The following is a 19,841-nucleotide window of genomic DNA, read 5'->3' as shown; positions in this document are numbered from 1 at the left end:
TATGAAAAAAGGGATATTTATTTTATTTTTTGTTTCTGCTATTTATAATGTTACAAAAGCACAATCTAGTCCTGAATCGTTAATAGACAGCTTCTTTGTTTATTATAAAACTGCAGGAATTGATAAAGCTATTGATTTTGTTTTTGCTACTAATAAATATATGGACCAAAGCAAAGAGGTTATTGATAACATTAAACTAAGATTAAACCGTGCAACTCCACTTTTGGGTCCATATGAAGGGTACGATTTATTTATTAAAAAGCAAGCCGGTCAATCATACGTATTCTTAAGTTACATGATAAAATATGACCGTCAACCTATTCAGATTTCCTTTATTTTATATAAACCAAAAGATAAATGGCAAATACAAAATCTTCGCTTTGATGATAAGGTTGACGATGAGTTAGAAAAACTTCCAAATGTTGCAAAGTAAAAATATTATTTTTATTTGCTGAACCCCCATTTATTATTTAATTCCTTTATTGCGTCTTTCGCAATCCATTGTGCCGATTTATGTGGTTGTTTTAATAGTCTTTCAGAACATTCTATTGCTAAAGTTCCTAGTTCTATATTTCTTTTTCCAATTTGCCTTAATGCCCAGTTTACAGCTTTTTTTACAAAATTTCTATTATCAAAAGAGTATTTCTCTATTAAATTTAAATATGGAAAAAATTTATCGTTTTTAGCTTTTTTATCATGAATTGCAATACTCGCGATTAATGCAAAAGCTGCGCGTCGCACAAATTCTTCTTCACGTAATGCCCATTCGTGTATTTTTTTATCAGCAAAAGGAGTTTTGTCAAAAATATTCATGCATGCCTGATCGCAAATATCCCAAGAATTAAAATCATTAACCCATTGATCCATATCTTTTTCGGTTAATTCGTTATGTTTAGAAATTAAAACGGAAATAATCCGAGCTTCATGATAATTTGACTTCCAAAGTTCGCGAGCTAATTCAGTGTTTTTTCCAATTATTTTTGCAAAATTTCTAAGCAATGGAACTCTTATTCCAAAAGCTGTATCTGTTTTTATTGCAAATCTTTCCATTTTAATACGGAAACTATCGTTTTTGTTCTCGTTAAGCCAGAATAGTATTGCTTCAATATTTTCCATCTTATTAAAATTTAGTGATCAAAATTACACATTCAAACAAAATAAATTACTTTTGGTATAAAATAATATAATATGAATTGGGAACAGATAAGAGATGATTTTCCAGTAGCAAGAAATACTGTATATTTTCAAAGTGCGGGTATGTCACCATTGCCAAATCAGGTATTGGATGCAATAATTAAAGCATATACTAAGCTAAATCAGTATGGCGATATACATTTTATGGAAGATCTGATAGAAACTGAAAGACTTAGGGGTGTGTTAGCATCAATGCTAAATACCGAAGCAGATAATGTGAACATTGTTCCAAGTAATTCTTATGCAATGTCATTATTGGCTTTGTCTTTTATAGATACTGTTAAAACTCAATTTAATATAGTCTCAATGTTTGATGAATTTCCTTCAAACACTGTACCTTATGAATATAAGGGTATAACAATGAAATATGTTAACCCAATCAATTCTAGATTTAATATTGATGATATAATGTCGGCAGTTGATGAAAATACTTTAGCCGTTGTTACATCTTATGTTCAGTTTGGTACAGGTTTCAGGCAGGATTTAAAGAAATTAGGACAATTATTAAAACAAAAAAATATTTTGTTTGTTGTTAATGCTACTCAGGGATTTCCACTTTTTAATGTTAATGTAAAAGAATTTAATATTGATGTTATGACCTGCTCTATTCATAAATGGGGTTTTATAGGGCATACAGGAACAATTTTTTATACTTCTCCTGAGTTTAGAGAGCGATTTGCAAGTCCAATAGCAGGATGGCTTTCTGTTGATACAGGTATGGAATTAATACATGCAGGGAAAAATGAACCTTTTAGCTTACATTCTTCATCAAGAAAATACTATACCGGCACATATAATCTTCAAACCCTTATAGGCCTTAAAGCTTCAATGGCTTATCTAAATAATATAGGCTTTGATAACATAGTGTCAAGATTATTTGAACTCGGCGATTATTTAATAAAGAAACTAAATCAGGTAGAAATTAAAATTGTTTCGCCGGTAGATTCAATACAAGAGCGTTCAGCAATAATCTCAATTACAATGGGTGCCGAGCTGAACTCAAAAGCAGTTTTCTTTTTAGAATCAAAAAATGTTTATACTTCTTTAAGAGGTGGGGTAATTAGAATAGCTTTTAATATTTTTAATAATTTTGAGGATATTGATAAATTAATTGAAGCTTTAACCGAATTCAAAAAAACAAAGTAATATGAAAATATTTAGCGTATTAATAGTTGTAATTGCAATATGTTATGGTAATGCTATTGCCCAGAAAAAAGATGATATTAAAAACTGGCATCATAAAGATTCTAAACTTGATAAATATCAAGTGATAAGTACAAACAAAGCGTATGAAGAATTATTAAAGGGAAGAAAATCCAAGACAGTTATTGTTGCAATAATTGATAGTGGAGTAGATACAACTCATCAGGATTTGAAAGGTAAATTCTGGATAAACGAAGATGAAATTTCTGGAAATGGGATTGATGATGATAACAATGGTTACATTGATGATATAAATGGCTGGAATTTTATTGGAAATTCAAAAGGCGAAAATATTTTAAATGAAAATCTTGAAGTAACTCGTATGTACCATGACTTAAAAGCTAAATTTAGCAGTATTGATACTGTTAATATTTCTGGTCAGATTAAAAAGGAATTTGATTTTTATAAATTAATGAGAAAAGATTTTTTGTCAAGGTATAATGAAGCAAAAAAGGGTTATGATGAGTTTATGCTTTTTAGCGAATATTATAAGAAGGCTGAAAGTAATGTTAAAGAAGAATTAAAAAAAGAAACATATACCGAAGAAGATTTAAAGCTTCTATCTAATTCTACAGACAGGGTAATAAAAAGTTCAGCACTTTATTTACTTCAGCTAATGGAAAGAGGATTTAGTCAGGCTAATTATAATTCATATAAACAACATGTAGAGACTGAATATAAATATAGATTTAATGTTGATTATCATCCCAGAGATATTATTGGAGATGATCCTTATAAGAATGATAGCATATATGGAAATAATAATGTAATGGGACCACGTTGCGGTCATGGCACATTTGTTTCAGGAATTGTAGGTGCTAATCGCGGTAATTCAAATGATGCATATGGTATTGCGGATAATGTTAAGATTATGGTATTAAGAGTTGTTCCGGATGGTGATGAACGCGATAAAGACGTTGCAAATGCAATAAAGTATGCTGTAAATAATGGTGCACAGGTTGTAAATATGAGTTTTGGTAAAGATTATTCACAGCAAAAGTATTTGGTTGATGAGGCACTTGCATATGCAAATAAGAAAAAAGTTCTGTTAATACATGCAGCAGGAAATGAATCAGAAGATAATGATATTAAATGGCATTATCCAATAAATTTAACAAATGACAGTTCGAGAACAATAACTGATTATTGGATTGAAGTAGGGGCGTCATCATTAAAGGCAGATAAAACCTTACCCGCTGTATTTTCAAATTATGGACAAAAAAATGTTGATGTTTTTGCTCCGGGAGTTCAGATTTATTCTTTAGAACCAGGTCAGAAATTTGAATCAGCAGATGGAACAAGTTCTGCTTCTCCGGTAGTATGTGGAGTTGCAGCATTACTAATGTCATATTTTCCACAACTTTCACCAGCTGAAATTAAGGAAATAATTCTAAAGTCTGCAGTTCCTTTTAAAAAATTAAAAGTAAATATTCCAAATAGTACTGAACCAAAACCGAAGAAAGCAAAATTTGGAACTTTATCAGAAACAGGTGGTGTAGTTAATTTATATAATGCAGTTTTAATGGCAATTGAAAAAACAAAGTAGAATGAGATTTTTAATTTTATTATTGTTAGTTGTTATAAATATACAATTCGTTTTTTCAGTAAATAGTAAAGATACTTTAAATGATAAGCTTGTTGAAATGAAAGAACAAGGCAATAGCTTTGTTATTTCAGGACAATATTCGAAAGCAATAAAAATGTATTTTGATGCACTTAAACTAGCAGAATCGCTAAAAGACACATTTTCAATAGTCTCTATCTATAATAATATTGGTACGGCTTACAAGGAAATACAGGACTATGGAAATGCACACAAATTTCTTCAGAAGGCAGAAAAATTAATAAACAGACTTCAAAATAAATCACTTATTGCAGATATCTATAATACTATTGGTAATATTTATTACGACACATATAAGGATAGTCTGGCTATAAAGTATTATGAAAAATCACATGCTGTTAGATTGATTGCCGGTGACAGCATGAAACTGGCATCATCGTTTAAGAATTTGGCAGCATTTTATCTTGATATCGGAAATATGGAAAAGGGAAAAGAAATGATTTCTGAATCCATAAAAATAAGAGCTGCTTTAAATGACAGTTCTGGAATTGCCAGTTCTTACCTTGCATTGGGTGAAGCATATTTATTGCAAAAACAATATGAACTGGCAAAAAGATATTTAAATAATGGATATTCTTATGTTTTGTTAAATACTCCTATTTATATAAAACGAATGTTTTTTGAAGATTTTGCTTTACTTTATTCGGGAACTAATGATTATAAGTCTGCTTTCAAATATCAGAATTTGTTAATGAGTTTAAAGGACAGTGTGCTTAACACTGAGAAGTCTAAGCAACTTATAGAAATGCAAACAAAATATGAAACTGAAAAAAAAGAGCAACAATTAAAGTTAAAATCTGTTGAAGTTGAAAAGCAAAAATACAGAAATAAGGTTCAGATACTTTCTTTTATTGGACTGGCAATATTAATCATTTCAATATTCGGATTTGTTTTTTATAGGAATAAACAACGTCAGAAGGCAGAAACTATGAAAGAAAATAGCAGGCAAGAGAAACTAAGATTTAAGGCTGTTATTGATTCTGAAGAAAAAGAAAGAATAAGAATTGCTAAAGAACTTCATGATGGGCTTGGGCAATTGCTGTCATCTGCAAAATTAAATATTTCTGGTTTGGAAGACGGTATACAAAAGGAAGATGAGTATTTACTAAAGAATTCTTTAAATATAATTGATGAGGCGGTTAAGGAAGTACGAAATATTTCTCATAATATGATGCCAACTGCACTTATGAATTATGGTTTGGTTGAGGCTATATCAGGTCTGGTTAGTAAAATAAACGATTCAAAACAATTAACAATACATTTTAATAAAGAGAATTTTAATATTACTCTTGAGAAAGAAACTGAAATAACATTTTATCGGATTGTGCAGGAAGTAATAAACAATATGCTAAAACATTCAAAAGCAAAAATTATTGAGATAATGTTATCAAATAAAGAAAATCTCATTTGTTTAATGATTAGTGATAATGGAGTAGGTTTTAATATTTCAGAAATCAAGAATAGTAAAGGTATTGGGTGGCAGAATATTTATTCAAGAGTGTCAATGTTAAATGGAAAAATAAATATTGAATCAAACTTAACAATGGGTACATGTATTAATATTGAATTTAAGTTATAAAGTGAAATGTAAATATCTTCTTTTATTATTTTTTTTAATAAGTTTTAATGCTTTTTCTCAGAATTATGCAGACAGCTTAAAGAATAAACTTAAAAATTCTACTGACACCAACCGTATTAATATTTTAAATCAACTTAGTTTTTATTATTCTGAAAGAGATGATAGCATTTCTAATAGTTATGCAAATGAAGCAATTAATCTAAGTGATAAGTTGCGTTATTTAAAAGGGAAGGCAAATGCTTTGAATAATAAGGGAATTGTATACGATGTTATCGGAAATTACGATTCAGCACTTTATTATTATAATGATGCTTTAAAAATTGCAACTGAAATTAATAATGCAGGACTTAAAGCCAATGTTTATAACAATATTGGTTTAGTTTTTTGGAATAAAGGTGAGTACGAGAAAGCATTAAAAGTGTATTTTATTTCATTGAAAATTTATGAGAATTTAAAAGACAATAAAGGTATATCAAAGGTATATAGTAATGTCGGGCTTATATATTATGATCTTGGTAAACTAAAGGAATCGCTGAAATATCATTTTCAGTCATTAAATATCAGAGAGAAACAAAATGATGATTATGGAATAGGGGTTTCGTTAACAAATATTGGCTTGACTTATGAAGAAATGGACAGTATAAGTTTAGCAGTAAAATATTACCAAGAATCGATAAATTTTAAGATTAAAACAAATGACTTGTATGGGTTAGCAATTGTTTATAATAATATTGGAACAACATATTATGCACAGGGTAAAATGGATGATGCCTTAAAATATCATTTGTTAGCATTGCCGATAAGAGAAAAAATTAATGATGAATATGGACTTATAACAACGTATAATAATTTAGCCGAGTTATATCGTTGGAAACGCGACTTGAAATTATCTTTAGAATATAGTTTAAAATCTTTAGAGTTGGCAAATAAGTTGGAGTCAAAAACTAAGTTAAAAATGGTATATAAGTTCTTATACATTTATTATAAGGAAATAAATGATTATAAAAATTCTTTATTTTATTTTGAGAAATATGATTTAGTAAAAGACTCAATTTACACATCAGAAAGCTCAAGAAATATGAGCGAAATGCAAACAAAGTATGAAACCGAAAAAAAAGAACAGCAATTAAAACTCAAATCTGTTGAAGTTGAAAAGCAAAAATACAGAAATAAAATCCAGATACTTTTATTTACTGCCATTGCTGTATTTATAATAATAATATCAGGCTTTATTATATACAGAAACAAACAACGACAAAAAGCAGAATTAATTAATGAGAATAATAGGCAAGAAAAACTTAGGTTTAAATCAATAATTGATTCTGAAGAGAAAGAGCGAATACGTATTGCCAAAGAATTACATGATGGTTTAGGCCAATTATTGTCTTCAGCAAAGCTAAATATGTCTGGGTTAGAAGACGGTATTCAGAAAGAAGATGAGCAATTGCTTAAAAATTCATTAACAATAATAGATGATGCAGTTAAAGAGGTGAGAAATATTTCTCATAACATGATGCCAACTGCATTGATGAATTATGGGATTATTGAAGCAATAAATGGATTTGTAACAAAGATAAATGATACAAAACAAATTGCAATAAAGTTTGATTATGAAGGTTTAGATATATCATTAGAGAAAGAATTAGAAATTGCAATATTCAGAATAGTTCAGGAGATTATTAACAACATGCTAAAGCATTCTTCAGCAAAAAATATCGATATGCTCTTTTTTAATGAGGAAGATAAACTCAAAATGCTAATTAAAGATAATGGTAAGGGCTTTGATGTAACCGAGATAGATAAAAGTACTGGTATTGGCTGGCAAAATATTTATTCGCGTGTTTCGCTTTTAAATGGCAAAATATTAGTAAATTCACAAATTGGAATTGGTACAGAAATTTCAATAACTATTAAAGTATAAAAAATGGAGTTAGAACCCCAAAGATTATTAATAGTTGATGACCATCAAATGTTTATAGATGGTCTAAAATCGTTACTTAGAAAACAGGAAACTTTTGTCGTAGTTGCAGAAGCTTTAAATGGTCAAAGCGCATTGGATATTATTGAGAAGGAGAAAATAGATATAATTTTAAGTGATATCAGTATGCCTTTAATGACGGGCATTGAACTTACAAAAATTGTAAAATCAAAGCATCCTGAAATCAAAGTTATTGTTATTAGTATGCATAATGATAGTTCGGTTGTATCTGAAATTATAAATTCTGAAGCAGAAGGTTATATCCTTAAAAATACTGGTAAAAAGGAATTGTTCGAAGCGCTAACTAAAGTTGCTAACAATGGTACATATTATAGCAGCGATGTTTTATCAGTTATGATGCAGACAATGAAAGTAGATAAAAAATCTACTGATGAAATGAAACATCTTAGCGAAAGAGAAATTGAAATACTAAAATTAATAGTAGAGGAATTTTCAAGTGAACAGATTGCCGAAAAATTATTTATAAGTAAACGAACTGTTGACACTCATCGAATAAATATTCTATCTAAAACAAACTCTAAAACTCTTGTAGGGCTTATTAAATATGCCGTCAGAAATAATCTTATTTCCATAAAAGAGTAGTTTTCTTAAATCATTAAAATTTATTAATCGGTATTTGTACTGATAAAAATTCAGTACAGATACCGATATTTTTATGTCAAATAACATATTTTCTTTGTATGGAAGAATTAAATGAATATTTGAATGAAAAATTTAACCGACAGAGAAACTGAAATCCTCAAATTAATTCTTGAAGAAATATCAACCGTTGAAATTGCCAATAAGCTTTGTGTTAGCAAAAGAACGATAGATACTCATAGACGAAATATTATGAGAAAGACTTCATCAAATAATTTAATAGCATTATTCAAATATGCTTTAAAAAATAATTTAGTAGAAATTAATTAATGTAAATTAAAAATCAACAATATGAAAAAGAATTATTTTATCAGTTTAATTGCTTTAGTAGCAATTTTTTTAATGTCGTTTAAACCTGGAAAAAGTCCAAGTTTATATGAAGCTGTAAGTCGTCAGGATATGAAATTAATGAAAGAATTATTAGATGCTGGAGCAGATGCAAATGAAAAATATTCGGGTGCACCTATGATTTTATGGGCTGCTAATAGCGGTAATAGTGAAATGATAAAACTTTTGGTTGAAAAAGGGGCTAAAGTTGATGAAACAAATATGAGTGGCAGCACTGCATTAAGTTTTCTAGTTGATAATGGTGAAGAGCCAGAAATATTATTAGAAAAGAATAAAAAAATTAACGAAAAACTTATTGGCAGAGTTAAGGGTGATACTGCAAAAGTGGCAAAATGGTTAGTTCATGAAGATATTAATAGATTTTCAAAAGTTGCAGACAAGGTAAAAACTCTTATTGATTTAGGTGCAGATCCTAATTTCTTGCTTGGTAATATGTCTGTTAAAATAGGTACTCCATTTTTAAATGCTGTTCAAAAAAATAAGTTAGAAATAGTTAAAGTAATGATTGATTCTAAAAAAGTAAATTTAGAATATAGATTTGATGCATGGCTTGAAAAAGTACAGGGAAATGTAAATTATTTGAGTGCTTATAAGTATGTAGATAAGGATGTAGCAAGAGATTGGGCAAAAGTTCCTGAAAAAAACACTCCTTTATTAGAAGCTATTGAGAAGCAAAATCTGGAACTTGTTAAGATTTTAGTAGAAGGTGGTGCTAACTTAACAAATGGCAAGAAAGCTACAAAAAATTATAAAGAAGGATCGACTGGTTATACAGAATGGTATATCGTAGGTCCCTTAGATCAGGCTTATCTGGTGAAAAATCAGGAAATAATGGATTATCTTATAAGTAAAGGTGCGGTAAGACTTAACGATAAACTTTAGTAGTAACAAATAATTAAAAAAAACTTTATGAAAAAGTTAGTAACGATATTAGTTTTTGGATTTCTGACTGTAAATATTTTTGCTCAATCTTTAGATGATTTTTATAACAAATCATTCGAAATATATACTCCTTTTAGCGGAATGTCGTCAGTATCCAAAACCAGAGATTCTTTAGGTATGGATAAGAGCATGAATTTTTGGGGTGTGATAGATCTTGGAACAACACTATCAAAATCCAAGCAATGGGGATTATCTTTTTATTGTGGAGAACGTCAGTTATCCGACATGTTTTTTTTATTAAAAGGTATAGTTATTAAAAGCTCAAAGAAAAAGAATTTTAGTGGAGTTTATTATTTATCTGATTTCGGATTTTTGCCTAATTTCCGATTAGGGTTAAATGTTATAGGAAAAGATAATTTTGTTTTAAATGTAGGGCTTAATCATAGTTACTTTATAACAAATGGTTTGGCAAGTGTTAAAAATGATTGGTTGTCTGTTGGACCAAATGTTTATGTAGATAGAGCAATAACTGATTGGTTTGCAGTAAGACTTTCAACAGGACCTCTGTTTTCATATGCAAGCGGACAAAAAGGAAAAGGCAATCCTGCAATTTGGGAGCATAACATTGAACTCTTTACAAAATTTGGATTGTTTGCAGGTCTTGATCTACTTAGATTTTCAAAATTAAATGATGGTCTTGGAAACGAAGTTAAAATCAGAAGATATGATCTTAAAATTGGATTAAGAATCAAAATCTAATAATTATTAAATAAAAACCAATAATAGATAAAATCATGAAAAAATCAAATTTGTTTATCCTGATTGCTGCTTTGTTCATAGCAAATTCAATCAGTACTATTGCGCAAAATTGCACAATGTTATCAAAAGGAATGAAATTTACTTTTGAGGTTACTTCTTATCCAATGATACTCGAAAAAGAAGGTGCTGCTTTTTATACAATGAAGCAAAAAGATAAGGATAAAAAAATTGATGAATATAAAACAGCTATTAATTCCGGAAAGGTAACACCTAAGTCAGTTTCAAACATGGTTTATACTATCTCAGGAACTACACCAACTGGTGAATATATTTTTTCTACAGTAATAGCAGATAAAACATATGATAGTTATTTGTCCTGTAAAAATGATACTTTTTATATTCTTCGTGCAAAAGGAATGATGCCACTTGTTACAAACAACGATACAATGGGCTTTTATACTTATGGTGCACAAGGAATACCTGTTAACTTAAAAGTTGGTGGAAATACTCCTGGTTATATAGATGAATCTGTGATGTCAACAACATCTCAATCTAAAGTTAAACAAAACTTTAATGTAGGTGATGGTGGCTATAATTATTCCGGTTATGTTACGGCAACTGTCGATTATGATATATCTTTCAGAATGTTAAAATTATATCAGGGTGGTACAGTAAACAGCGAAGAAATGTTAAATATTTCAGGAAAAGATTATAAAAGTTTTGTAGTTGGAACTGAGATATGGACAAAAAACGATAACAAAGCAAATGTAGTAGTTGAAAGACAAAATTATTTTAATGACCCGATCAACGATAAGATAAATAAACAACTTCAAAAGAATTATGACAAAGGAGGAAAAAAATTAGCAGCAAAAATGAATGAGTACACTGGTGCTAATGAAGAAGGGTATGTTGTTACATATAAAGAAGAGTGGATTATTCCGGGTTTAACAGTCGCCAAAACTATTAATTATGACCAATATGGTTGCATACTTGGCACTATAGTTTTAAAATCAATAGAGTAATAATAACAATTTAAATTATATAATTATGAAAAAAACAATTTTTACAGGTTTAATGTTTGCAATGTTTGCCATGCCAACAATTGCACAAACAACAACAGAGTTTGCCGATAAAACTGCAAATGTAGATAAAATCGGATCATGGCTCGATTTCCCAGCTGAAGGAAGAAATGCTAAAAATGGCGGTGGTTATAGTGTAAATGTAGATTTACTTGACCCAAAACCTAAAAAAGTAGCCCTAGTTAGCTATTATCTTTATGATCCTGCTTGTGGTAAGTCAACAGGTGGTTCTTATACCGGCTCGGTTTCTGTTTCTTGCTGGAGAACTGCAAACGAAGTTGCACAAACTCATGTGGATGGGTTTTATGCTAAAAGTATTGATGTATTAAAATCAGAATTTAAAACTTATGGAATGGAATTATTAACTCCTGAAGAATTTATTGATACAGATGAGAAAGCTGATTTTTATTATAATTTTAGTCAGGAAAGTGCTAGAAAAGAAAAAACAGAAAGAACAATTAGAAAAGCAGCAGGTTCATCAATTTCAAGTGTTGCAGAAGCTTCTGTTTCTACATTAAAAATTTGTCCGACAGGAAAAGGTTATAGAGCTTTTTTTGTAACAAATGAAGAGATGACTGAGTCTGTTGTTACACATTTTATGAACGCTGGTGTTATGGGTGCAAACAGAACAATGTCTTCAAGTCTTGGATATGAACTTTGCAAAGGGTTAGGAGTAGATGCTGTTGTTGTATGCTATATTGTTACTCGTAAACCTAAAATGAATAAAGAAAATTATGTTGTAAATGCTGTAAACCTTTATATGTTCGGACCAAATCCAAAAAGTGAAGGACCCGAAGATAAAAATAGAGGACAGTTCTATTGTGGAGTTAGATTCTTCAGTCAGGGAATGTTAGAATTCCAGAACGAAAAAGAAAAAACACAGAGTTATGATAATATGGATAATGTTATGAAAGCTATATCCGGAAGACTTTGTAATTATGTTATTAACAAAGTTAAAAAATAAATAAAACATTTTCGTTAACCCAAGTATGTAAAGACCTCACAGATAAAAATATTGTGAGGTCTTTTTTATAAAAAATTTATATAATGAAAAATATAATAATTCTTATTTTGCTTTTAATAATTGCAAACTTTTCAGTTGCTCAAAAGGTACGTTGGTCGTATAAAGTAGATGGTTCTGTATGGGGTTACGGAAAGCCATGGGTATCCGATTATAGATTCTGGAAATATTCTGGTGCTGTTGAGGCAGAAGATGCAGTTGGAGAATCCCTGAAGAAAAGTGAAAAAAGTCCTGCGATTTTACATTATAAATTTAAACCTTTAAAAATTCAACAAATTATTGTAATCGAAAATTATAATCCTGGAGCTATAACAAAAATTGAATATGGGACAGATGGAAAAAATGGAATTAAAAAAGAAATTTATTCAGCAGAAGCAAAAGCAACTGAAAAAAAATATAGAATTCTAAATTTAACTTGCCCCCTTACAGATTTTGATGTGACTGATGTTTGGATTAGTGTTGATTATAAGGCGGTAGAAGGGGTTAATCAAATAGCAGCAGTTGCAATTTCTGATTCTAAAGAACCATATAGTCCTAAAATTAATTTACCGGCAGAACTACCATTTGAAGGAGAACCTTTTAATATTAATGAAGATATTACTGGTGAAAAGGGACCGTCGGCACCAAGAATATCAGCAGATGGTAACTATATATATTTTGACCATAACAATGGTTACGAAAATATATATTCTTCTAAATTAGGAACAGACGGAAAATGTCTTGGTGTAATGCCAAGTTTTTTTAATTTACCGGTAGAAACATCTACTGCAACTGGATTGGTTGCTGTAATGCCTGATAGAAATTCTGCAATAATTAGCAACATGAGCAAAAAACCTATTTATTATGAAGTGTATATTGATAAGAAATCAAAATTAAAAAAACGCGAAATTAGGGTAAAAGGATATCTTAATAATGAAGACGCAAACCAAAATGAAATTATGTCTGCAGATGGGAGTACATTTATTATTACACAATGGAGACCCGGAAGTTTAGATATATTTCACGAAGATCTATATTTTGCTAAGCGATTACCCAATGGGGATTTTTCTGAGTTGATAAATATGGGTGATATTATAAATACTACTGGTGATGAAATTCCTTGTTTTCTTTCTCCTGATAATGCTACATTATATTTTAGTAGTAATGGTCATTTGGGTTATGGGGATTATGATATATATGTTACCAGAAGATTGGATGAAACATGGACAAATTGGTCAGAACCAGTAAATTTAGGATCTCAAATAAACAGTTCGGAAAAAGAAAGGTATTTTACTATAACTGCATCCGGCGAATATGCCTATTTTACAAAAGGTGCGACAGTAGATACAAAAGATTTATATAGAATTAAACTTGCTAAACCAAAAGCTGAAACTCCTATTGTTGAAACAATTCGCCCTAAACCTGTAGTACTTATTTCTGGTAAAGTTCTTGATAAAAAAACAAATCTTCCATTAGAGGCTGAAATTACTTTTGAATTGTTATCACAAAATAAAACTGTAGGTTATGCACGTTCTAATGCGACAACGGGAGAATATACAATTACTTTGCCGGCAGGAGAAAATTATTCATTCAGAGCAGTTTCTGATAAGTATATTACCATAAGTGAAAATATGGATGCTACTAATATTACAGAGTATAAAGAAATAAAAAGAGATTTGTATCTTGCTCCTATTGAAGTTGGTCAGATTATTCGTTTAAATAATATATTTTTCGAAACAGGTAAAGCTGATTTAAAACCTGAGTCAAATTTCGAACTCGAAAAGCTAACTGCATTTTTGTTAGAAAATCCAAAGGTTAATATAGAAATCAGCGGACATACAGATAATGTTGGAGGTGAACAGGCAAATATGAAACTTTCAGACGATAGAGCTAAAGCTGTTGTTACATATTTATTAGGAAAATTAATTACCGAAAACAGAATAATAGCAAAAGGTTATGGTGAAACAAAATTTGTTGCAACAAATGACACAGAAGAAGGAAGAGCTTTAAACAGGAGAGTTGAATTTGTTATCTTAACAAAATAAATAATATTTTAACCCGAACGAAGAAAACCCCATTGTTAATTTAACGTGGGGTTTTTAGTTTTCAAACGGATTTTCTTTTTCAAAATCGGGACGATAATTTAAATGACTCTCATATTCCTGAATCCATCCGTTATTAAAACCCAATTTATACATAGCTTCAGTTACTTTTTTGTATTCTTCTTCTGTAATTTGTTTTTTTAATATTGGATGATTCTTTACATTATCGGTCGGGAAATATTGTGCCATAAGTGAGATAGTTACCCTGGTACTTATTTCTTCAGCAATTGTATTTAAAAGTTTAATGCTTGAATCTGCTTTTCCCGGCAAAACCAAATGACGAATTATCAAACCACTTTCAGCAATTCCATTTTCATCTGTTATTAACTTTGAACCCTTTTGAAAATACATTTCCTTAATAGCTTTAATTGCTACTTCTGGATAATTGTTTGCATCAGAAAACTGTTTGGAATCAACTTCATCAATGTATTTAAAATCTGGCAAATAAATGTCAATAAATGTTTCTAAACTTCTAAGAGTTTCCGGTTTGTCATACCCGTTGGAGTTCCAGACAAACTTAGGGTTATAGCCTGAGTTTCTAATTGCAGTAATTATTTCTTTTACCTGAGGTGCTACATGTGAAGGAGAAACGAAACCAACTACATTAATTCCAGTATTTAATATTTTTAAGATTTGGGATAGTATTGTTTCAAGTGAAATGGAATTATTGGTAAAAATATCATTACAACTGATTTGGTGATTTTGGCAATAAATACATTGCAAATTACAATGTGAAAAAAATATATTACAAACACCTAAATTTCCACCAATAGCAGGTTCTTCGCCTTTATGAATACAGATTGAAGAAATATTAAACCCTGCATCAGTTTTACAATAACCTAATTCACGGTTAATGCGGTTTACTTTACAGTTTCTTGGACAGATTTTGCACTCAGTAAGTTCTGAAGATATGAAATTAAAATTTGTTGGCTTATTGTTCATTAATGCAATGAATAAATTAAAGTGTAAAGATATAGTTTTGATAAATTTTATTTTATTCTATATTCGATTTTTTATGACTTTAATCAGATATTGTATATTTACACCCAAATTTATTAAACATGAAAACCATAATTAACTTATTTGAAGAAAGTGTAAAGAAATATTCTAACAATATATACTTAATGGAAAAGAAAGGTGATGTATTTGTATCATCTTCTTATAAGGAAGTTAGAGAAAAAGTTTATTCGTTTGCAGCTGGACTAATAGCATTAGGTGTTAATAAGGGTGACAGAATTGCACTATTATCTGAAGGTAGAAATGCATGGGTTATATCAGAATTAGGTATGTTGTATGCAGGTGCTGTAAATGTTCCACTTTCTGTTAAATTAGATGAATTATCAGAGTTAAAATTTAGAATTGAACATTCAGAATCAAGATTTATAATAGTTTCTAAAAACCACTTAAAAAAAATAAGATCACTGAAGGGGCAGTTACCTTTGGTTGAAAAGGTCATTGTTATTGATGATAATGAAATTTTGAATGAAAATGAATTATATTTTAGTGATATCGAAAAATCAGGTAATGAGTTTATCAAAAATAATTACAAACAATTTGAAGAGAGATGGACATCGGTAAGAGGAAATGACTATGCTAACATTTGTTATACTTCAGGTACTACTGCCGATCCTAAAGGTATAATACTTTCGCATAGAAACTATACAGCAAATGTAGAACAAGCATGTTCTTTAATGACAATAGAAGAAAATTATCGCACGTTGTTAATATTACCATGGGATCACTCTTTTGCCCATACAGCAGGAATTTATGCGTTTATGGCATATGGAGCGAGCGTTGCTTCTGTGCAGGCAGGAAATACACCAATGGAAACTATTAAAAATATTCCAATAAATATAAATGAAATTAAACCTCATGTTTTAATGTCTGTTCCTGCTTTAGCAAAGAACTTTAGAAAAAACATTGAAAAGGGAATTCAGGCAAAAGGACCAAAAGTTGAGAAATTATTTAACAAGGCATTGAAAGTTGCTTATGCATATAATCGTGATGGTTGGTCGAAGGGAACTGGATTCCAGATTTGGAATAAAATTATGTATGCAATTTATGATAAACTTATTTTTTCTAAAGTAAGAGCCGGATTTGGTGGCGAATTGCAATTTTTTATTGGTGGTGGTGCTTTGTTGGATATTGATTTACAAAAGTTTTTTTATGCACTAAAAATTCCAATGTTTCAAGGCTATGGTTTGTCTGAAGCAGCTCCTATAATTTCTGCTAATTCAATGGGGAAACATAAAATTGGTACATCAGGATTTTTAGTAAAAAATCTTGAGCTTAAAATTTGTGATGAAAAAGGAAATTCTTTACCTGTAGGTCAAAAAGGTGAGATTGTCGTTAAAGGTGAGAATGTTATGGTTGGGTATTGGAAAAATGAGAAAGCCACATCAGAAGCTTTAAGAGATGGCTGGCTTTATACCGGTGATTTAGGCTATATGGATAATGATGGTTTTATATATGTTATGGGACGTTTTAAAAGTTTACTGATTGCGAATGATGGTGAAAAGTATAGCCCAGAAGGAATTGAGGAAGCATTTGTAGAAAACTCAAAATATATTGACCAATGCATGTTGTACAATAATCAGAATACGTACACTATTGTACTTGTTGTTATTAATAAGTCTGCTTTACTTGCTGATTTGCAAAAAAATGGTTTAAGTATTAGCAATGAAAATGGACAAAATGCGGCATTGGCAATGATTCAGAAAGAGTTAGACGAATTTAAAAGTGGAGGTAGATTTGAAGGAACATTTCCTCAAAGATGGATGCCGGCAACATTTGCTATTGTAAGCGAAGCTTTTACCGAAGAAAATCATTTATTAAATTCTACTCTTAAAATGGTTAGAGGTAAAATAACAGAAAAATATAAAACAAGAATTGAATTTTTATATAGTTCTGAAGGAAAAAATATTGTAAATAATAAAAATATTGAAGCTCTAATTAATTAAAAATTTCGAGTTTATATTTAAAAACATATTATTTAAGGCAACGATTTAGTTACTTTTACGTCTTCTAATTGTTAATTTAATATTGAAGAATATGTTAAAGTGCAAATATTTAGCTGGTTGTCTTTTTTTTGTTATTGTTTTTTTAAGCTTTAGTGTTAGAATTATTGCTCAGAACGAAATTAAACCTGACGAAAGGCTATTTGTAAAGTATAGTCAAGATTATATTTCTAGTATGTTAATTAATAATCCTGAAAATATAGACTATTTGAATTTTTGTTTGGATAATTCGTGTTATTTTATTTCAGAAGGTAGCGATAAATTTGTGAATTCTCCAAAACTTACTCTTTTTGATAATCAAACAAAATCATCAACTCAGAATGTTGTTGAGTCAATAAATAAATCAAGTTTTAATATTCTTAATTATGATTTGAAGTTAAGTTATAGCCAAAGAACTTCATACAGAATTGGAAATAGCAATGAGGTTGTTATTTTTTATTCTTTAAAAGAAATGGCAGACAGATATAATAAATTAAAACAATCTGTAAAATAACAGATAATGAAAAAAATATTTTTTGTTTTAGCAATGTTTTTTAGTTCATATGCATTTTCGCAGAATGTGAATATGCATACTGGATCGGTAAGTCAATGTGGTGGAATATTTTATGATAGTGGTGGATCAGGTGGTACATATCAAAATAGTGAAAATTATACACTAACAATATGTGCTGGTATTCCTGGTGCACAGGTTTCATTAAATTTTACACAATTTGATATAGAAAGTGGTTTCGAACATCTTGCAATTTATGAGGGAAATACTTCTGGTGGATTGTTAATTGTAAATGCTACAGGAACTACTTTGCAAGGGCAAACAATAACTTCTCAGGGGAGTGGGTGTTTAACACTTGTATTTACTGCAGATGGATCTGTAACCCATGCTGGATGGGCAGCTGCAATCAGTTGTACTTTTCCTTGTCAGGTATTTGATGTGAATATTACAGGTGCAAATGTTCCGTATTTTAATGGAGATACAATAAGAGTTTGTCAGGGTCAGCCTATAACATTCAATGCAGCTGGTACATATCCTAATAATAATGTGAATTACCCGCAATCAGATGCAACAACAGTATTTACATGGGATTTTGGTGATGGTTCGCCTGTACAGACAGGTGCTGGACTTTCTACAGTAACTCATATGTTTCCTAATGGTGGTGGGTATTTTACATCAGTTTCAGGTGTTGACATTAGCGGTTGTAATAACTCTAATTATGCAAGAAATATGGTGATGGTTTCTACTTCGCCATTATTTACGGGTACAAGCTTAACACCAGACACAATATGTATTGGACAAACTGTTAATTTAACAGGAATGGCAACAACTAACCCATGGACACAACCTGTTCCTAATATTGTATCTGGATTAACTTTTCTTCCGGATGGTAGCGGAGCTTCTTATTCTACTTCAATTACTCATACTATGTTTGGTCCGGGTCAGACCTTAACAAATGTTAATGATCTCCAATCTATTTGCTTAAATATGGAGCATTCTTATATGGGAGATCTTGAAATGTATTTAACTTGTCCCAATGGACAAATTATTAATTTTATAGCAGCAACTTATCCACTTTCTCCAAGTCCAGGTGCAACTCACTTAGGAGAACCTTGTGATATGACACCTGCAACAAGCCCAGGTGTTGGGTATGATTATTGCTGGAATCCTTCAGCCACAGCTACTATGGCCTCAGTTGCAAATACTGTGACTCACAGTTTTACAGATTTGGAAGGTAATTCTATCACAAGTGCTTCTTATATTCCTATTGGAAACTATGCTCCTGAAACCCCTTTTACAAATCTTTTAGGTTGTCCGTTAAATGGCGATTGGACAATACATGTTATAGATCATTTAGGAGCAGATGATGGTTATATATTTTACTGGATGTTAAATTTTGATCCTTCTATAATTCCTCCATTGTGGACTTTTGGAAACACATATAACCCTGTTGACTATGTATGGACTGGTAGTGGAGTTGGAGCTCAGGCAAATGGTATTGCTACAGCAACTCCTACTGTTACAGGAAATGTAACTTATACTTTTTCTGCTACTGATGATTTTGGTTGTGTTTATGATACAACTGTTACAGTTTTTGTTGAAACTGCAGGTAGTCCAAACTGTTGTGTAGCTCCTGCTTCTGATGCCGGACCAGATGGAAGTACTTGCCTTTTAAATTATACTTTACAAGCAGTTCCAAATATAGGCACTGGCAGCTGGTCTCAGATTTCAGGTCCAGGCACAAGCGTATTTTCAAACTCCAGCTTAGCAACCTCAAGTGTTACTGTAACAACATCCGGCACTTATACATTCCAATGGTTCGAGAACAATGGTGTAAACTGCACCAACTTTGATCAGGTGGACATAACCTTCACCGCCCAACCGGTAGCAAATGCCGGTCCCGACGGTCAGACCTGTTCTTTAAGC

General features: G+C 30.5%; 17 protein-coding genes. 15 read left to right on the top strand and 2 right to left on the bottom strand.

Features of this window, described 5'->3' with window-relative positions; all coding sequences use genetic code 11:
- Nucleotide 1: 1 nt before the first annotated feature.
- Nucleotides 2-433, top strand: coding sequence for a hypothetical protein (locus HY951_16135; protein ID MBI5541591.1), 432 nt, complete (start codon nt 2-4; stop codon nt 431-433).
- Between the two features lie 11 nt (nt 434-444).
- On the opposite strand, the gene HY951_16130 is transcribed toward HY951_16135, so the two are convergent.
- Nucleotides 445-1,116, bottom strand: a complete 672-nt coding sequence (locus HY951_16130; protein MBI5541590.1) for a DNA alkylation repair protein — start codon at nt 1,114-1,116, stop codon at nt 445-447.
- Between the two features lie 72 nt (nt 1,117-1,188).
- On the opposite strand from HY951_16130, the gene HY951_16125 reads away from it, so the two are divergent.
- The 11 genes from HY951_16125 to HY951_16075 all read left to right on the top strand — a co-directional run bounded on the left by HY951_16125 (nt 1,189) and on the right by HY951_16075 (nt 14,351).
- On the top strand, nt 1,189-2,340 hold the full coding sequence (locus tag HY951_16125; protein MBI5541589.1) for an aminotransferase class V-fold PLP-dependent enzyme: 1,152 nt from the start codon (nt 1,189-1,191) through the stop codon (nt 2,338-2,340).
- 1 nt (nt 2,341) lies between these two features.
- Nucleotides 2,342-3,943 (top strand): S8 family serine peptidase, encoded by a 1,602-nt coding sequence (locus tag HY951_16120; protein ID MBI5541588.1) that lies wholly within the window; start codon nt 2,342-2,344, stop codon nt 3,941-3,943.
- Between the two features lies 1 nt (nt 3,944).
- Nucleotides 3,945-5,600 carry a sensor histidine kinase gene (locus HY951_16115; GenBank protein ID MBI5541587.1) on the top strand — a complete coding sequence of 552 codons (1,656 nt, stop codon included), beginning with the start codon at nt 3,945-3,947 and terminating at the stop codon, nt 5,598-5,600.
- 1 nt (nt 5,601) lies between these two features.
- Nucleotides 5,602-7,521: a sensor histidine kinase gene (locus HY951_16110; GenBank protein MBI5541586.1), complete on the top strand. Its 1,920-nt coding sequence runs from the start codon at nt 5,602-5,604 to the stop codon at nt 7,519-7,521.
- A 3-nt stretch (nt 7,522-7,524) separates the two neighbouring features.
- On the top strand, nt 7,525-8,181 hold the full coding sequence (locus HY951_16105) for a response regulator transcription factor (protein ID MBI5541585.1): 657 nt from the start codon (nt 7,525-7,527) through the stop codon (nt 8,179-8,181).
- Between the two features lie 123 nt (nt 8,182-8,304).
- Nucleotides 8,305-8,508 carry a response regulator transcription factor gene (locus HY951_16100; GenBank protein MBI5541584.1) on the top strand — a complete coding sequence of 68 codons (204 nt, stop codon included), beginning with the start codon at nt 8,305-8,307 and terminating at the stop codon, nt 8,506-8,508.
- A gap of 21 nt (nt 8,509-8,529) precedes the next feature.
- Nucleotides 8,530-9,468 carry an ankyrin repeat domain-containing protein gene (locus tag HY951_16095; protein ID MBI5541583.1) on the top strand — a complete coding sequence of 313 codons (939 nt, stop codon included), beginning with the start codon at nt 8,530-8,532 and terminating at the stop codon, nt 9,466-9,468.
- Between the two features lie 27 nt (nt 9,469-9,495).
- Entirely contained in the window at nt 9,496-10,227 is a 732-nt protein-coding gene (locus HY951_16090; GenBank protein MBI5541582.1) for a hypothetical protein, read from the top strand.
- Between the two features lie 35 nt (nt 10,228-10,262).
- The gene (locus HY951_16085; protein MBI5541581.1) at nt 10,263-11,249 is read left to right on the top strand and encodes a hypothetical protein; all 987 of its coding nucleotides are present in this window, start codon (nt 10,263-10,265) and stop codon (nt 11,247-11,249) included.
- Between the two features lie 25 nt (nt 11,250-11,274).
- Complete coding sequence (locus tag HY951_16080) at nt 11,275-12,270, top strand: hypothetical protein (protein MBI5541580.1); 996 nt, start codon at nt 11,275-11,277, stop codon at nt 12,268-12,270.
- Nucleotides 12,271-12,353: 83 nt separating this feature from the next.
- Entirely contained in the window at nt 12,354-14,351 is a 1,998-nt protein-coding gene (locus HY951_16075) for an OmpA family protein (protein ID MBI5541579.1), read from the top strand.
- Nucleotides 14,352-14,405: 54 nt separating this feature from the next.
- On the opposite strand, the gene HY951_16070 is transcribed toward HY951_16075, so the two are convergent.
- Nucleotides 14,406-15,350 (bottom strand): 4Fe-4S cluster-binding domain-containing protein, encoded by a 945-nt coding sequence (locus tag HY951_16070; protein ID MBI5541578.1) that lies wholly within the window; start codon nt 15,348-15,350, stop codon nt 14,406-14,408.
- Between the two features lie 119 nt (nt 15,351-15,469).
- Between HY951_16070 and HY951_16065 the strand changes: the two genes are divergently transcribed.
- From HY951_16065 to HY951_16055, 3 genes are all read left to right on the top strand, one after another.
- Complete coding sequence (locus tag HY951_16065) at nt 15,470-17,368, top strand: AMP-binding protein (protein MBI5541577.1); 1,899 nt, start codon at nt 15,470-15,472, stop codon at nt 17,366-17,368.
- 91 nt (nt 17,369-17,459) lie between these two features.
- On the top strand, nt 17,460-17,918 hold the full coding sequence (locus HY951_16060; GenBank protein ID MBI5541576.1) for a hypothetical protein: 459 nt from the start codon (nt 17,460-17,462) through the stop codon (nt 17,916-17,918).
- Between the two features lie 6 nt (nt 17,919-17,924).
- Nucleotides 17,925-19,841 (top strand): PKD domain-containing protein (locus tag HY951_16055; GenBank protein MBI5541575.1); only part of this gene is annotated, 1,917 nt, incomplete at its 3' end.

It is taken from the genome of Bacteroidia bacterium (assembly GCA_016218155.1).
Classification (GTDB): domain Bacteria; phylum Bacteroidota; class Bacteroidia; order Bacteroidales; family GWA2-32-17; genus GWA2-32-17.
This window is presented reverse-complemented; position numbering and strand designations above follow the sequence as displayed.

What these genes read in the sequence shown, in the direction of transcription:
- HY951_16105 (MBI5541585.1), top strand. Translation starts at nt 7,525, where the DNA reads ATGGAGTTAGAACCCCAAAGATTATTAATAGTTGATGACCATCAAATG.
- HY951_16060 (MBI5541576.1), top strand. Translation starts at nt 17,460, where the DNA reads ATGTTAAAGTGCAAATATTTAGCTGGTTGTCTTTTTTTTGTTATTGTT.
- HY951_16085 (MBI5541581.1), top strand. Translation starts at nt 10,263, where the DNA reads ATGAAAAAATCAAATTTGTTTATCCTGATTGCTGCTTTGTTCATAGCA.
- HY951_16090 (MBI5541582.1), top strand. Translation starts at nt 9,496, where the DNA reads ATGAAAAAGTTAGTAACGATATTAGTTTTTGGATTTCTGACTGTAAAT.
- HY951_16070 (MBI5541578.1), bottom strand. Translation starts at nt 15,350, where the DNA reads ATGAACAATAAGCCAACAAATTTTAATTTCATATCTTCAGAACTTACT.
- HY951_16125 (MBI5541589.1), top strand. Translation starts at nt 1,189, where the DNA reads ATGAATTGGGAACAGATAAGAGATGATTTTCCAGTAGCAAGAAATACT.
- HY951_16135 (MBI5541591.1), top strand. Translation starts at nt 2, where the DNA reads ATGAAAAAAGGGATATTTATTTTATTTTTTGTTTCTGCTATTTATAAT.
- HY951_16095 (MBI5541583.1), top strand. Translation starts at nt 8,530, where the DNA reads ATGAAAAAGAATTATTTTATCAGTTTAATTGCTTTAGTAGCAATTTTT.
- HY951_16065 (MBI5541577.1), top strand. Translation starts at nt 15,470, where the DNA reads ATGAAAACCATAATTAACTTATTTGAAGAAAGTGTAAAGAAATATTCT.
- HY951_16075 (MBI5541579.1), top strand. Translation starts at nt 12,354, where the DNA reads ATGAAAAATATAATAATTCTTATTTTGCTTTTAATAATTGCAAACTTT.
- HY951_16100 (MBI5541584.1), top strand. Translation starts at nt 8,305, where the DNA reads ATGAAAAATTTAACCGACAGAGAAACTGAAATCCTCAAATTAATTCTT.
- HY951_16080 (MBI5541580.1), top strand. Translation starts at nt 11,275, where the DNA reads ATGAAAAAAACAATTTTTACAGGTTTAATGTTTGCAATGTTTGCCATG.
- HY951_16120 (MBI5541588.1), top strand. Translation starts at nt 2,342, where the DNA reads ATGAAAATATTTAGCGTATTAATAGTTGTAATTGCAATATGTTATGGT.
- HY951_16130 (MBI5541590.1), bottom strand. Translation starts at nt 1,116, where the DNA reads ATGGAAAATATTGAAGCAATACTATTCTGGCTTAACGAGAACAAAAAC.
- HY951_16115 (MBI5541587.1), top strand. Translation starts at nt 3,945, where the DNA reads ATGAGATTTTTAATTTTATTATTGTTAGTTGTTATAAATATACAATTC.